12 protein-coding genes are annotated in these 15,317 nt (G+C 72.3%); 5 read left to right on the forward strand and 7 right to left on the reverse strand.

Features of this window, described 5'->3' with window-relative positions; genetic code table 11:
- Positions 1–114: 114 nt before the first annotated feature.
- The 6 genes from ACZ7H1_RS20025 to ACZ7H1_RS20050 all read right to left on the reverse strand — a co-directional run bounded on the left by ACZ7H1_RS20025 (position 115) and on the right by ACZ7H1_RS20050 (position 6,861).
- Complete coding sequence (locus ACZ7H1_RS20025; RefSeq protein WP_470788308.1) at positions 115–711, reverse strand: hypothetical protein; 597 nt, start codon at positions 709–711, stop codon at positions 115–117.
- Between the two features lie 143 nt (positions 712–854).
- Entirely contained in the window at positions 855–1,538 is a 684-nt protein-coding gene (locus ACZ7H1_RS20030) for a response regulator (RefSeq protein ID WP_470788309.1), read from the reverse strand.
- Between the two features lies 1 nt (position 1,539).
- Entirely contained in the window at positions 1,540–2,721 is a 1,182-nt protein-coding gene (locus ACZ7H1_RS20035; protein ID WP_470788311.1) for a sensor histidine kinase, read from the reverse strand.
- A gap of 4 nt (positions 2,722–2,725) precedes the next feature.
- Entirely contained in the window at positions 2,726–5,062 is a 2,337-nt protein-coding gene (locus ACZ7H1_RS20040; RefSeq protein WP_470788456.1) for an MMPL family transporter, read from the reverse strand.
- A gap of 254 nt (positions 5,063–5,316) precedes the next feature.
- A complete protein-coding gene (locus ACZ7H1_RS20045) occupies positions 5,317–5,949 on the reverse strand; it encodes a class I SAM-dependent methyltransferase (protein ID WP_470788313.1) in 633 nt (210 codons plus the stop codon).
- A 123-nt stretch (positions 5,950–6,072) separates the two neighbouring features.
- Positions 6,073–6,861, reverse strand: coding sequence for an SDR family NAD(P)-dependent oxidoreductase (locus ACZ7H1_RS20050; RefSeq protein WP_470788458.1), 789 nt, complete (start codon positions 6,859–6,861; stop codon positions 6,073–6,075).
- A 114-nt stretch (positions 6,862–6,975) separates the two neighbouring features.
- Here ACZ7H1_RS20050 and ACZ7H1_RS20055 point away from each other — a divergent pair, with 114 nt between their 5' ends.
- From ACZ7H1_RS20055 to ACZ7H1_RS20075, 5 genes are all read left to right on the forward strand, one after another.
- Positions 6,976–7,563, forward strand: coding sequence for a TetR/AcrR family transcriptional regulator (locus tag ACZ7H1_RS20055; protein WP_470788460.1), 588 nt, complete (start codon positions 6,976–6,978; stop codon positions 7,561–7,563).
- Positions 7,564–7,799: 236 nt separating this feature from the next.
- A complete protein-coding gene (locus tag ACZ7H1_RS20060; RefSeq protein WP_470788315.1) occupies positions 7,800–8,372 on the forward strand; it encodes an NADPH-dependent FMN reductase in 573 nt (190 codons plus the stop codon).
- A 185-nt stretch (positions 8,373–8,557) separates the two neighbouring features.
- On the forward strand, positions 8,558–9,175 hold the full coding sequence (locus ACZ7H1_RS20065) for a GNAT family N-acetyltransferase (RefSeq protein ID WP_470788317.1): 618 nt from the start codon (positions 8,558–8,560) through the stop codon (positions 9,173–9,175).
- A 538-nt stretch (positions 9,176–9,713) separates the two neighbouring features.
- Positions 9,714–12,119 (forward strand): ATP-binding cassette domain-containing protein, encoded by a 2,406-nt coding sequence (locus ACZ7H1_RS20070; protein WP_470788319.1) that lies wholly within the window; start codon positions 9,714–9,716, stop codon positions 12,117–12,119.
- 90 nt (positions 12,120–12,209) lie between these two features.
- Positions 12,210–13,343, forward strand: a complete 1,134-nt coding sequence (locus ACZ7H1_RS20075; protein WP_470788321.1) for a winged helix DNA-binding domain-containing protein — start codon at positions 12,210–12,212, stop codon at positions 13,341–13,343.
- Between the two features lie 251 nt (positions 13,344–13,594).
- Here ACZ7H1_RS20075 and ACZ7H1_RS20080 read toward each other — a convergent pair whose 3' ends face one another.
- Complete coding sequence (locus tag ACZ7H1_RS20080) at positions 13,595–14,995, reverse strand: serine hydrolase domain-containing protein (protein WP_470788323.1); 1,401 nt, start codon at positions 14,993–14,995, stop codon at positions 13,595–13,597.
- Between the last annotated feature and the right edge of the window lie 322 nt (positions 14,996–15,317).

The following is a 15,317-nucleotide window of genomic DNA, read 5'->3' on the forward strand; positions in this document are numbered from 1 at the left end:
CGGTACCTCCTACCGATATCCCTCCCTATCTAAATTTCCGTGCCACACCCCCCCCCCCCCCCCCCCCCCCCCCCCCCCCCCCTGCCTCCCCCCCCCGGTGCTGCGCTTCGTGGTTCAGGGGCGGTTGATGTCGGTGACCCGCCAGATGGTGCCGATGCGGTGGACCCGGAGCCAGGTGTGGCCCTGCGCGCAGTCGATGTCGACACGCACGGAGTCCGGGGTGTCCTGAGGGTCGCGGTCGATCTTGTAGCTGGTCGGCGAGTCGACGCAGGCGCTCTGCCCGAAGACGTACCGGCCGTCCGTGACCAGCTCGGCGAGGGCCGCGGCGCACGAGCCGCCGGGGACGCTCGCCCGCAGCCGGGCGTCCGCCAGCCCGCAGGCCAGCTCCGCCTCGCCGCGCGCAAGAGCCTGCGCGAAGTGCTGCGCGGCATCGCGGGCGGTTTCCGCCGGCTTCAGCATCGCGTCCGTGACCGGTGCCGCCGAGCCGGGCCCGGAGGGCGGTGCGGAAGCGGCCGGTGCGGAAGCGGCCGGTGCGGAGGAGGCCGGTGCGGCGCTCGAGGGTCGCCCTCCGGTGGGCTTCGCGGCGGCTTCCGCCGGGGCGGTGGCCGTGGGACCGGAAGCGGCGCGGCCGCCGGACTCGGCGCACCCCGCTGTCCCTGTCAGGAGCAGAACGACCGAGACGGTCCGGCGGGCGGCATGCTTGATCATCATCTGCATAGCGTATGAGGCGGTCCGGCAGGCAGCCGCCGGTCGATGCGACACCGCCGGCGCGCCATTCCGCCGGCCAGGCCCTGAATTCGCCACGATGCCTTCTCGGGCTTTCCGGACGTCAACTCCTCGTGCCGGGGCATGCCTTACGGCGTTCCCCGGCCCCTGCCCCGTTCCCGGTCGGGCCGGGTGAGGAGGCCCTGGTCCATCGCCATCACCACCGCGTGGGTGCGGTCGCTGACGTCCAGCTTGGCGAAGACGCGCAGCAAGTGCGTTTTCACCGTTGCCTCCGCGATCACCAGGCGCCGGCCGATGTCGGCGTTGGACAGGCCGTCCGCCACCGCGTTCAGCACGTCCTGCTCCCGAGCGGTCAGCACCACCGGCGCCGGCCGGCGCATCCGGGCGACCAGGCGTTCGGCCACCCTCGGCGCCAGCACGGTCTCGCCGCGCGCGGCCGAGCGGATCGCGTCGACGAGCTGCTCCCGGGTGGTGTCCTTGAGCAGGTAGCCGATGGCCCCCGCCTCGACCGCGCGCTCGATCTCCGCGTCCGTGTCGTACGTGGTCAGGATCAGCACCCGGCTCCCGGACGGACCTGCCGTGATCTCGGCGGTGGCGGCCACCCCGTCCATGACCGGCATCCGCAGGTCCATCAGGACCACGTCCGGGGCGAGCGCAGCCGTGATCTCGACCCCCTCGCGGCCGTTGTCCGCCTCCCCGGCCACCACGATGGAGGGTTCCTCCGCGAGCAGGGCGACGACTCCTGCCCGCATCACGGTGTGGTCGTCCACCACGACGACCCGCAGCGGGGTGACCTCGGTTCCGGTCGTCAAGTCAGGCTTCCCTTCCGGTCGTGTGAATGGTGGCGAGGATGCGCGTGCCGTCGCCCACGGAGCTGGTGACGGTGAGCTCGCCGCCCAGCTCGGTCAGCCGCTTGCGCATCCCGTCGAGGCCGAAGCCGGGGGATTCCCCGACCACGAACCCGCGCCCGTCGTCCGTGATCTCCAGCTCGATGGCGTACGGGTGCTGGGTGAGCACCACTCCGACCGTGCTCGCGTCGGCGTGCTTGCGTATGTTCGCCAGCGACTCCTGCGTGCAGCGCAGCAGCGCGATCCGGGTCTGCTGGTCGCAGTCCACGTCCGGCGGGAGGTCGGCGTCCACGGCCAGGCCGGTGTCCTGGGTGAAACGTTCCAGCGTGCGGCGCAGCGTGCCGACGACCGGGCCCGGGGTGAGGCCGCTCTGCGGCGCGGAGCCGACCAGCACCCGGGCCTCGGCGAAGTTCTCCCGAGCGGTCCGCTCGATCGACCGAAGCTGCCCGGCGGCCCGCTCGGGGTCGGTGTCCAGCGCCGAACGGGCCGCCTCCGCCAGCACGATGATCGAGGCGAAACCCTGCGCCAGCGTGTCGTGGATCTCCCGGGCCATCCGCTCGCGTTCGTCCGCCGCGCCCTGCTGCCGGTGGGCCTCGGCCAGCCGCTGCCGGGCGCCCTCCAGATCGGCTTCGAGCCGGCCGGCCCGCTCCTCGCCGTCCGCCTGCAGCCGGTCCACCAGCAGGCCCAGCAGCACCCCGGCCGCGTAGCCGATCACCGTGAAGACGGCGTTGCCCGTGGGGGACCCGGCGGCGTACGCGGTGGTGCCGGCCACGGTTGCCGCGGCGGCGGCACCGCTGAGGGCGATCGCCGCGCGCGGGGTGCGGGTGTGGATCCAGAACTGCGGCAGCGAGACGATGAACAGGGCCGCGCCGCCGCCCGGCAGGGCGGCCATCGCCCCCAGGCCGAGAGCCAGCACCGCCGGCCAGGCCGGGGGCGGCAGCACGGGCCGCGCCGGGCGGATCCGGACCGCCGCGTACCCGACGGCCAGGACGGTCAGCACGGCGAGCGAGGCGTACGCGGCCGGTCCGCGGTCGTTCTGCACGCCGATGACCGAGGGCGCCAGGCCGAGGACCACCCAGGCCACCGAGTACCAGAGGTGGACGCTGCGTACCGGTAACCGGTCGGCGAGCTGCGGCTGTTGATCCATGCCGTCACCCTACGTGCGCGGTCCGGCCGCCGTCGGCCGCGGGCTCCGGAGCCGAGACCGGTCGCGCACCGGGCTCGGTTCCGGGTACGGCGCAGGGCACGGGAGCCGCCGTTCGGAGATCCCCCTGGGCCCGCCGGGCCCGCCGGACGCCGCGGGACGGCCACCAGTTGGCCTCGCCCAGCAGCAGCATCAGCGAGGGCAGGATCAGGATCCGGATGACGAAGGCGTCCAGCAGGACCGCCACCGCCAGGCTGAAACCGATCTGCTTCATCTCGATCAGGTGCAGCGCCGCGAAGCTGGCGAAGACCGTCACCATCACCACGGCGGCACTGGTGACCACACCGGCCGAGCTGCGGATGCCGTCGACCACCGCCTGCTTGGTGGGTACTCCGCTCAGCGCGGCCTCCCTGATCCGGCTGATGACGAAGACCTGGTAGTCCATCGACAGGCCGAAGAGGATCACGAAGAGGAACAGCGGGACCCGGGAGCCGATGGAGCCCGTGGAGTCGAAGCCGAGGAGCCCTTCGGCCCATTCGTACTGGAAGACCAGTACCAGCACGCCGAGCGAGGCAGCGGCGGAGAGCAGGTTGAGCACGATCCCGACGAGGCCGAGGACCACCGAGCGGAAGGCCCACACGGTCATGGCGAAGGTGACCAGCAGCAGGGCGCCGATGATCAGCGGGAGCTTCTGCTTCTGGTGCGCCGGATAGTCGGCGTAGCGGGCGACCTCACCGGTCACTGCGGCTTCGGCTCCGGCCAGTCGACCGACGGTGGCCGGTACGTGCGTCTCGCGCAGCCGCCGCAGCGAGGCCCGGGCGGTGTCGGAGCCGACGGAGTGCGGGACGGCCAGCTCCAGCAGGCTGATCCGGCGGTCGGGGGAGGTGCGCAGGGCCGGCGTCCCGGTGGCGCCCAGGTCCTCCTGGGCGCGCTCGGCGAGCGTGCGGAGCGCGGCGGCCACCTCGTCGGCCTGTCCGGCATCGGCCCGTACGACGACCTGGTGGCCGGCCCTGAGCTCCGGGTAGGCGTCCGTCAGCCGGTCGTAGGTCCGCATGGCGGGGATGGCGCGGGAGTGCGTCTCGCGGCTCATCTCGGTCAGGTTCAGGTTCAGCAGGGGCAGCGCCAGGGCGAGCATCGCGAGGGTGGCGACGGCGAGGGTGGCGGCCGGGTGCTTGCGGGTGGGGCGCAGCACGGCGTCGGTGATCCGGTGGGAGCGGCCCTTCGTGCCCTGCGCGGTCCGTGCGGCGCGGATCCTGCTCGCCCTGGATGCCGTACGGGCGCCGTGAGCCCTGTCGGCATCCCGGGCCCCGCGGGCGGCCTTGCGCCGTTCGGAGCGCTCGCCGAGCTTGGCCAGCAGGGCGGGGAGCACGGTCAGAGAGCTGACGACGGCGACGAGCGTGACGACGACAGCGCCGGTGGCGATCGAGGAGAAGATCACGTCGTCGGCGAGGTAGAGGGTGGCGCTGGAGACGGCGACGGCGAGTCCGGAGACGACCACGGCGCGGCCGGAGGTGGCGGCGGCGAGTTCGACGATGGCGCTCGAGCTGAGCCGGCCGTCCGCCAGGGCCCGTTCCTCACGGTCCCGCTTGAGGTAGAAGAGGGTGTAGTCGACGCCGACGGCGAGGCCGATCAGCAGGATGATGTTGGTGCCGACCCCGGCGTCAGGGAAGAGGTGCGAGGCGAGCATCGACAGGCCCACGGCGGCGGTGATCGAGGAGAGCGCGAGCACCAGCGGCACGATCGCCATGGCCACCGAGCTGAACACCAGCAGCAGGGTGACCAGCGTGACCGGCAGGGCGATCATCTCGGTGCGGGCCAGGTCGTCACCGCGGAGCTTGTCGACGCCCTTGCCGATGGAAGCGCCGCCGACTTCGTCCACCCGCACCCCGGGGTGGGCCGCCTGGACCGCGGCGGTCTGCGCGAGCAGCGGGTCCACGTGCTTCTTGCCGTCGAGCTCGGCACCCCTCATGGTGACGTCGACGCGGACCGCCGAGCCGTCGGCCGCCCGGACCGGGCCGGTGACCGAGAGGACCTCGGGAAGCTTCCGCATCCGCTCGACGGTGTCCCTGGCGGCGGCGTCGGCGGCGGCCGTGTCCAGCGGACCCGTGCCGGGCCGGGCCTGGATGAGCACCCGCTCCACCGGCGGCTGCTGGAGCCCGCCCTCGGCCGCGATGCTCTCGGCCCGGCCGGCCTCGCCGATCCGGAAGTCCTCGGAGGCGGCCGGGTTGCCGCCGACCGCCAGTCCGGTCCCGAGGCACAACGCCACGAAGAGCAGCCAGCCGAGGATCGCGCGCCAGGGGCGCTCGGCGCTCCAACGAGCCATGCGTACAGGAAGATTCGTCATGTCGAACATGCTGGTCAACGTGGCAGGTGCCGCGACAGGCTCGGCCGGTGGAACCCGCCGTCCACCGGTCGGTGGACCCCCTGGCCGCCCGCAGGGGCCGGTGTCGCTGCGGGTGGCACGGGAGCGGGCCCTGACGCATGATCACACCGTGCAGGAGAACTGCCGCCGACGCGGGACATCGGATACCTGGTTCCCCGCGGCGGAGTCCTGCACTACGGCGCGGCCAACACGTAGGAGCGCAGCAGCCGCGGGCCTCAAGGCGTCGCGGGTGCGACCGCGACGCCGAGGGAGTCGGAGCACAGCAGCTTCGGTCCGCCCTTCTCGTAGAAGACGTCAACGGACGTGACGGTGAACCCGGCGCCGGTGACCAGCGAGACGGGCCGGCGGGTCAGATGGCATCCGCCGAACAGGCGCTGCTGGAGCGGGTCCAGTCGCCGCTGCCAGCGGCGCACGCGCTCGTCCTCCTCCGGGGCCAGGCCGTGTTCGAGGAAGTGGAGGGTCCCGCCGGGCCTCAGGACACGGCGCAGTTCCCGCAGGGCGGCATCGGCATCGGGGATGGTGCACAGCGTCCAGGTCGACAGGGCGCAGTCGAACGTCCCGTCCTCGAAGGGCAGCGACTGCCCGTCCAGACCGGCCCGCAGCACGGGGATCCGGGAAGCCCGCACGCGCTTTTCCGCCAGCTGCCAAGCGGTGTCGGAAGGCTCGACGGCGGACACGCCGGTGACGGCAGGAGGGTAGAAGGGGACGTTGTGCCCGCTGCCGAAGCCGATCTCGACCACCCGCCCCGTGAGGCCCGCGCAGACCCGGCGGCGCAGCGGCCGGGCCGTCTTGGCCCCGCACACGACGGTGACGATCCGGGGTAGCACCTGCTCGCCGTAGAAGCCCATGGCACCCTCCGCTTTCTTGTTCCCAGCATGACACCGGGACCATGCGGTCGCCGCCGCGGCACGGCAGAGTCCGCCGGGAGGAGGAAGGGGGCTGCGTCCGGGGTCGCTTCGTGCCGGGCCCCGTCAGGCCTTGAGGGCCCGCCCCGCCACCGTCAGGGCGACGCGGCGGGGTGCCAGGCGGGAGGCGACGGCGGATATGCGGTTGCCGAGGCCGGCGACGATGCTGGGCGGGGTCTTGCCGCGCTCCAGCGCCCGGCGCGTGGCGGTCACGACCTGCTCCGGAGTGGCCATCCGGCCCACGGCCGCGTCCCGGCTGCCCACGACGTCGAAGAACTCGGTGCCGACCGGGCCCGGCGAGACGGCGAGCACGCGCAGCGGGGAGGTGCGCGTCTCGTACGCCACGGCCTCCGTGAAGCTCAGTACGAATGCCTTGGTGGCTCCGTACACGGCCATGGAAGGGGTCGGCTGGTGGGCGGCGGAGCTGGCGACCGTGACCAGGGCGCCCCGGCCGTCGGCTGCAAGATCGGGCAGGAACGCCCGCGTCAGCTCGGCCACGGCGACGACGTTGAGCTGGATCATTTCGTTGATCTGCGACGGGTCCTGCCCGGCGAAGGGGCCGTGGCTGCCGAAACCGGCGTTGTTGATCAGGGTCTGGACCGGGATGCCGCGCGAGTCGAGCTCCGCGCGCAGTGCGGGTGCCGCGCCCGGCAGGGCGAGGTCGGCGGCGATCGCGTGGGCCTTGACCGCGAAGCGCTTCTCCAGGTCCGCCGCCAGCTCCTCGAGCCGTTCGAGGCGCCGGGCGACCAGCACGACGTCCGCGCCGCGCTCGGCCCACTGGCGGGCGAACTCGACACCGAGACCGGCGCTCGCCCCGGTGATCAGGGCCGTGGTCCCCCGGTAGGTCATGGGCATGGGCATGGGCATGGGCATCGTGTGGTTCTCCGTTCCCGCGCAGGGGTGGGATAATCGAATGTAGACGGAGCCATCATTGTAGTCAATGACAACATGGAGAGAGGGGTGACCGCCTTGGCCGAGGGGTCCTACCACCACGGCAACCTGAGGGCCGCACTGCTGGAGCGGGCGGAGGCGGTCCTCGCCGAGTCCGGGGCCGACGGACTGTCGCTCCGGGCCCTGGCTCGCGACCTCGGCGTCAGCCACGCGGCACCGGCCCGCCACTTCCGCGACCGGCAGGCCCTGCTGGACGCCCTCGCCGTCAACGGCTTCACCCGGCTGAACGCCCGCCTGCGGGCCGCGGCCGACGCCCCCGGCCCCGTCACGGCGCGCCTGGCAGACCTGGGCCGCGCGTACGTGGACTTCGCCGTCGCGCACGCGACGCTGCTCAACCTCATGTTCACGGTCAAGCACGCCGACGACTCGAGCGCGGAACTGCGGGAGCTGGGACACCGGAGCCTGGAGACCGCCGCCGAACTGATCGCGCAGGCGCAGCAGGAGGGCCTCGTGCGCGAGGGCGACGCCGCCCGGCTCGCCCAGGTCGCCTTCTCCACCCTCCACGGCCTGGCAACACTGGCGGTCGGATCCCTCCTCGACGACACGCCGCTGCCGGAGGCGACGGAACTCGCCCTCGACGTCCTGCTGGCCGGCCTGCGCCCCTAAGGGCTGTCCCGTAACCCCGGGCGGGCGCACGCCGCCGGCTACGGCACCTCGCTGCGTTGTCGGAACATCCGAATGCGCCCAGTGTGCGGATGCTCCTCCGCCTTGCGATGCACCGGATCCGACGCCGTGCGCTGATCCACCAGGGGTTACGGGACAGCCCTTGGGCCGTGTCGTCAAGGTCGTGGCGGCCAGCGGGCTTTGACCTCAAGCGGACTTGATGTCCTAAACCTGTGGTCATGACTACCCCACTGCGCATCGCACTCATCGTCGGCAGCACCCGCGAAGGCCGGTTCGGCCCGACGGTCGCCCGCTGGTTCGAACGCGTCGCCGCCGACCGCACCGACTTCGAACTCTCCGTCATCGACCTCGTCGACGCCGATCTGCCGGCCCACTGGACCCGCGATCTCGCCCCGCGCAGCCGGGCGTTCGTCCAGCGCCTCGCAGAGGCGGACGCCTACGTGCTGCTCACCCCCGAGTACAACCACTCCTTCCCGGCCTCGGTGAAGCAGGCGATCGACATCGCCGGGCGGGTCTGGGCGCGCAAGCCGGTCGGCTTCGTGTCGTACGGCGGACTGTCGGGCGGCCTGCGTGCCGTCGAGCAACTGCGCCCGGTCTTCGCCGAGCTGCACGCCGCCACGATCCGCGAGACCGTCAGCTTCCACCGGTTCCCCTTCGACGGGGCCGGGGAGCCCCGGGACGCGAGTGGTGCCGAGCAGGCTGCGAAGACCATGCTCGACGACCTCGTCTGGTGGGCCGGCGCCCTCCGGACGGCGCGTCAGCGCGACGAGGTGTGGAGCGAGGCCTCGTGACGGCCGCGGGCCGGGAAGCGGCCGGGCCGCACGGGGAGTTGCTCCCCGCGTGCGTTCCCGATGCCGGGCGAGTCCCTGCCGTACGGGGGGCTTGCCCGACCCCGGCCGGCCCGGCCCGGGAGGGCGGTCGAGGCCGCACGGCGAGAGGCGCCCCCGCGGTCATCGAAGATCATCAAGGGTGCAGAATGACCCGTATGTCGATAACGAACACTCCGAAGACGGCAACGGTCGGCGATGCCCAACCGATCAGCAGCCACCTGGCCCGAGCCTTCGACGACGACCCGATGATGCGCTGGTTCTTCCCCGACGACTCCTCCCGCGAGGCCTCGCTCGGCCGTTACTTCACCACGCTCTTCACCCGTCAGTACGCCCACCACGGCGTGTGCGAGCGCACCGACTCGGCGGCCGCGTTCTGGGTGGCCCCCGAGGGCCAGGAGAAGGCCGTCCCCGACGCGGAGACCATTCGGGAGCTGCAGAACATCCTCGGAGACCGTGCCCTGCTGTTCCGCGACGCCGTCGAGGCGGCGGCCGAGCACGCACCGAAGGAAGCGCACTGGTACCTGGCGGTGATCGGCGCGGACCCGGCCGCCCGCGGCCAGGGGCACGGAGCCGCCCTGCTCCGCTCGGGGCTGGCCCAGGCCGACGCGGCGGGCCTGCCGGTCTATCTGGAATCCTCGAAGCCGTCCAACCTCCCCTTCTACGAGCACTTCGGCTTCGCCGTGCGCGGGGAAGTGCAGCTGCCCGGAGGCGGTCCGGTGCTGTGGGCCATGCGCCGCGACCCCCGCCCCGCGACCGGCGTGTAAGGACCGCCCGGCGGGCTGACACCGCCGCGGGGCCACAGTCGGACCGAGGCGAGGGCGACCGTGCCGTGCCCGTGCTGTCGACCTGGAACACGTACGCACACGCCACGTGCCGTACCGGGTCCCCACGGCACGGCACGGCACGGCCGTTCCGCTTCGACGTGGCCTGCGACAGCGTCTACGTGCGTACGGTCGACCTCACCCCTGCCCGCGGCACGGCGAAGCGCCGGTACGAGGTGCGCTGCGACGACCGGACTGCGCTACGGCTCCACGTGCCCGCCCTGCACCGTGGACATCGCACCCTCCGGCGGAGCGGAGACCGGTGGGGTCGCCTGGAGCCTCGGCACGCCCGCTCCGGAGGGCCCGGGCGGATCGATCAGGAATTGAGAAGCGCCGGAGGCCGGGCGGCGCCTAGCGTGATGCCCATCGCCACGGCGGCGCCCACCAAGAAGCCAGACGTTCAGCTCGAAGCTTGGTTGGATCGATCCAGGCGACACCGACGGAGATCGCGCACGCGGTCCGCGCAACAGATGGAGACACGATGAGCACGGCCAAGAGGACGGCCAGGACGACGATCCGGCAGTCGCCCGGACGTCACGTTGCCGACAGCCACGAAGTGATCCGCGTGCACGGCGCGCGCGAGAACAACCTCAAGGACGTCAGCATCGAGATCCCGAAGCGCCGGCTGACGGTGTTCACCGGTGTCTCCGGCTCGGGCAAGAGCTCGCTGGTGTTCGACACGATCGCCGCCGAGTCGCAGCGGCTGATCAACGAAACGTACAGCGCCTTCGTGCAGGGCTTCATGCCGACGCTCGCACGCCCCGAGGTCGACGTACTCGACGGTCTGACGACCGCGATCATCGTCGACCAGCAGCGGATGGGTGCCGACCCGCGCTCCACGGTAGGCACCGCCACCGACGCCAACGCGATGCTGCGGATCCTCTTCAGCCGGCTCGGGAAGCCGCACATCGGCCCGCCCAGCGCGTACTCCTTCAACACCGCCACGGTCCGGGCCAGCGGCGCGATCACCGTCCAGCGCGGCGCCAAGACCAAGGCCGAGAAGGCGACCTACGAGCGCACCGGCGGCATGTGCACGCGCTGCGAGGGCCGGGGCGCGGTCTCCGACATCGACCTGACCCAGCTCTACGACGACTCCAAGTCGATCGCCGAGGGCGCGTTCACCATCCCCGGCTGGAAGTCGGACAACGTGTGGACCGTGGGAATCTACGCCCAGTCCGGCTTCCTCGACCCGAACAAGCCGATCCGCAGGTTCACCAAGAAGGAAATGCAGGACTTCCTCTACCGCGAGCCGACGAAGGTGAAGGTCAACGGCGTCAACCTCACCTACGAAGGACTGATCCCCAAGATCCAGAAGTCGTTCCTGTCCAAGGACAAGGAAGCGATGCAGCCGCACATCCGGGCGTTCGTGGAGCGGGCGGTCACCTTCACCACCTGCCCCGAGTGCGACGGCACCCGGCTCAGCGAGGGTGCCCGGCTGTCGAAGATCAAGCGGATCAGCATCGCCGACGCCTGCGCGATGCAGATCAGCGACCTCGCCGAGTGGGTCCGCGGACTCTCCGAACCGTCGGTCGCCCCGCTGCTCACGGCCCTGCAGCAGACCCTCGACTCGTTCGTGGAGATCGGCCTCGGCTACCTCGCGCTCGACCGGCCGGCGGGCACGCTCTCGGGCGGCGAGGCGCAGCGCGTCAAGATGATCCGCCACCTCGGCTCCTCGCTCACGGACATCACGTACGTCTTCGACGAGCCGACCACCGGTCTGCACCCGCACGACATCCAGCGGATGAACGACCTGCTGCTGCGCCTGCGCGACAAGGGCAACACCGTGCTCGTCGTGGAGCACAAGCCGCAGACGATCGAGATCGCCGACCACGTCGTCGACCTCGGTCCGGGCGCCGGCAAGGCGGGCGGCGCCGTGTGCTTCGAGGGCACCGTCGAGGGCCTGCGGTCCGGCGGCACCATCACCGGCCGCCATCTCGACGACCGGGCCGCCGTCAAGGAGACGGTGCGCAAGCCCACCGGCACCCTGGAGATCCGCGGCGCGAAGGCGCACAACCTCCGCGACGTCGACGTCGACATCCCCCTGGGGGTGCTCGTCGTCGTCACCGGCGTCGCCGGCTCCGGCAAGAGCTCGCTCGTCCACGGGTCCGTCCCGGCCGGTGCGGGCGTGGTGTCGGTCGACCAGGGTGCGATCCGCGGCTCGCGGCGGAGCAACCCGGCGACGTACACGGGGCTGCTCGAACCGATCCGCAAGGCGTTCGCCAAGGTCAACGGCGTCAAGCCGGCGCTGTTCAGCGCCAACTCCGAAGGCGCCTGCCCCAATTGCAACGGCGTCGGAGTCATCTACACCGACCTGGCGATGATGGCCGGCGTCGCCACCACCTGTGAGGAGTGCGAGGGCAAGCGCTACCAGGCATCGGTGCTGGAGTACCTCCTCGGCGGCCGGGACATCAGCGAGGTGCTGGAGATGTCCGTGGCCGAGGCCGAGGAGTTCTTCGGCAACGGCGAGGCCCACACCCCGGCCGCGCACCGCATCCTCAGCCGCCTCTCCGACGTCGGGCTCGGCTACCTCAACCTCGGCCAGCCGCTCACCACCCTGTCCGGCGGCGAGCGGCAGCGCCTCAAGATGGCCACCCACATGGCCGACAAAGGCGGCATCTACGTCCTCGACGAGCCGACGACGGGCCTCCACCTCGCCGACGTGGAGCAGCTGCTCGGCCTGCTCGACCGGCTCGTCGACGCCGGCAAGTCGGTCATCGTCGTCGAGCACCACCAGTCGGTCATGGCGCACGCCGACTGGATCATCGACCTAGGCCCCGGCGCGGGCCACGACGGCGGCCGCATCGTCTTCGAGGGCACCCCGGCCGAACTCGTCGCCACCCGCCCCACCCTCACGGGAGAGCACCTGGCGGCCTACGTCGGCGCGTAGTCGGGTCCGTTCCGGGTCCGGTCCCGGTGGCCGTGCCCGGTCGGCCGTCCCCGCTGCGCGCAATCGCGGGACAGGGGAGAATCCTGCGCTGTGATGATCACCGCGCGCGAACTCAACCGGGCCACCCTCAGCCGCCAACTGCTGCTGGAACGCGAGCCGCTGACCGTCCCCGAGGGAGTGCGGCGCGTGGTGGCGCTCCAGGCGCAGCACCCGGCGTCGCCGTACGTCGCCCTGTGGAACCGGCTCAGCGGTTTCGCTCCGGCCGACCTCGACGCCGCCTTCACCGGCCGCTCGGTGGTCAAGGCGACGCTGATGCGGATCACCCTGCACGCCGTGCACGCCGAGGACTACCCCGTCTTCCGGGGGGCGATGCAGCCCACGCTGTACGCCTCCCGGCTCGGCCACCGGTTCGCCGTCGGGGGGCTGACCCCGGCGGGCGCCGACGCGCTGGTGCCGGAACTGCTCGCCTTCGCCCGCCGGCCCCGGACTTCGGCGGAGATGCAGACATGGGTCGAAGAGCGGCTCGGCACCGGGCAGAAGGACGCGGCCTGGTGGGGACTGAAGGCGTACGCCCCGCTGCACCACGCCCCGACGGACGCGCCGTGGTCGTTCGGCCTCCGGCCGTCCTTCGTCGCAGCCGAATCCGGGCCCGTGCCCACGGGCCGGGCCGTGGAACCCCAGGCGCTGCAGAACCTGATCCTCCGCTACTTGGCGGGGTTCGGACCCGCGTCGGTTGCCGACGTGGCGCAGTTCGCCATGGTCCAGCGGGCCCCCGTCCGCGCGGCACTCCGCGCGCTGGACGGCGTGGTCGAGCAGCTCCAGGGGCCGGACGGCGGCACGCTGTTCGACCTCCCGGGCGCCTCCCGGCCGCCCGCCGAAACCCCTGCCCCTCCCCGCCTCATGGCCATGTGGGACAGCACTCTGCTGGCCTACGCCGACCGCAGCCGGGTCATACCCGAGGCCTACCGCCCGCTGGTCATACGGCGCAACGGCGACGTACTGCCCACAGTGCTGGTGGACGGCCGTGTCGCCGGCGTGTGGCGTCCGGTGGAGGGCGGCATCGAGGCCACGGCCTTTCGGCCGCTGCCGGCCGCAGCCTGGGACGGACTTGCCGCGGAGGCCCGGTCGCTGACGGCATTCCTCGGCGAGCGCGAGGCGGAGGTCTACAGCCGCTACCACCACTGGTGGGCCAAGCTGCCCGAAGCCGAGGTGCGGATGCTGTAGGAAGCCCTCAGGGGCCGACGGTGGACGGGGAGCGCGCGAGCGGCGGGCTGGACCCACGACTGCATCGGATCCCAAGGCCGACTTCACGCCGGGCACGCCGACATCATCAGGGAACGCGTGGACGGCGCCGTGGGGATGAACAAAGGCAACGACAGCATGGCGCCGGGCGATTCGGAGTGGTGGCAGGACTACCGGAGCCGACTGGAGCGCACGGCACAGGCGGCCGACCGCCGGGCACGGTGACGGACCTCTCAACGAAGCGTTGTGCTCAGCGGTCCGGGGAGCGCCGAGACGGCCCGGGGCAGTGCGCCGGGTGCGGCCGGGGTCATCCGAGCGGCCGGGGCCGCGTCGACGGCGCGGCTCTTCTTCGCCCCCGGGTCCGGCGTGGGCGGCGTAGTGCTCCCGCAGAGGGACCGCTCGGCGTAGTCGGCCATGGCGGCGTCGGCCGGGTGCGGGAGGAGGGCAGTGGCGCTCTCGTTGAAACGCTGGTACTTCATCAGGTTGTACCCGAGCGCGAACTGCCGCGCGCCGTCCGGGCTGGACATGGCCCACGTGCCGGAGCCCCAGACGGCCCCGTCGTGGCCCCAGGCCGGGCCGCACGGCGTGTCCATGGAGTAGATGCCGAGGCCGTAGCGCATGACGACGGCGCCCGCGCTGTTCTTGACGTCGACCGTGGTGCGCATCTGGTCCAGCTGGCGGCGCGGCAGGACGTTGCCCGTCAGCAGGGCGCGGTAGAAGGTGTTGAGGTCGCGCGGGGTGGAGACGAGGGCGCCCGCGGTGCCGACCCAGGTCATGTTGTAGACGCTGTAGTCGCGCGGCGGGTCGATGAGCCCGTAGAAGTTCTCGTACATGCGGGCATGGGGGCCCCGGACGTACGGGTCGGTGCCGGGGAAGTACGTGTCCCGCAGCCCGGCCGGCCGGATCACGTCCCGCGTGATCAGCCGTTCGGGGTCCTGACCGGTGACCTTGCGGAGCACCTCACCGAGCAGCAGGTAGTTGGTGTTCGAGTACCTCCAGTCCGTGCCGGGCTCGAACAGCTGCGGCCGGGCCACCCCGTACCCGATCAGCTCGGCCGGTCGTACCGTGCGGAAGCGGTGGTCGTCCAGGCTGGCCGTGCTGCCCTTCTTGAGGGAGGGGAAGGCGTCCGCGATGTAGTCGTCGATACCGCTGGTGTGGTTGAGGAGCATGCGTACGGTCACCTTGCGGCCCCGCTCGCCGGGCAGGAGCCCGGGCACGTAGTCGCCGACCGGGCGGTCCAGGCCTATCCGGCCCTTCGCGGACTGCTGGAGCACGGCGACGGCCGTGAACGTCTTGGTGATGCTGCCGACCCGGTGCCGGAAGCCGGGACGGGCCGGGCGTCCGGTGGAGACGTCGGCGACACCGGCGGCGCCGTCGAAGCGCGCGCGGCCGTCGCGGACGGCGGAGAAGACGCCGTACACGCCCGCCTTGCGGATGGTGTCGAGTCCCGCCTGGAGCCGGACCCGGTCGGGGTGCCGGCCCGCCGCAGTCGCGGAGGGAGCGGGGAGCGGGGCCGGCCCGGCGGCGCTCGCCGCCGGAGCGAGGCCCGCCAGCAGGGCGACGGCGACGGCGCTCGCAGCGGCGGCGCGGCGCAGCCGCTGAGCAGGACGGTCGGCAGGACGGGTGTGGCGCACGGCGGCTCCTCGTCGGTGGCCCGCTGGGGCCCGGCGATCTGGGACACCCCGAGTCTTGTCCCCGGCCGCCGGTGCCACTTCCTCCGCCAGGACGAACCCGGCATCAACCTGCAGAAGGAGAGACACCTTGACAGGGCATGACATTTGTCATGCCCGTGAGGGACGGCGGCCCCACCGGCCAGGCGGCCGGCAGGGCATCCCGACTGGACCCGACGGTGGCATCGAGTGCCTGAGACGGCCCGCGGGCCGTGGGGGTCAGAGCATCCGGGTACCGGCCGCTCCGGACCTGGCTGAAGATCCAAAAACCTCTGGTCGGCGCGCG

The sequence above is a fragment of the Streptomyces sp. NPDC037401 genome, assembly GCF_055602345.1.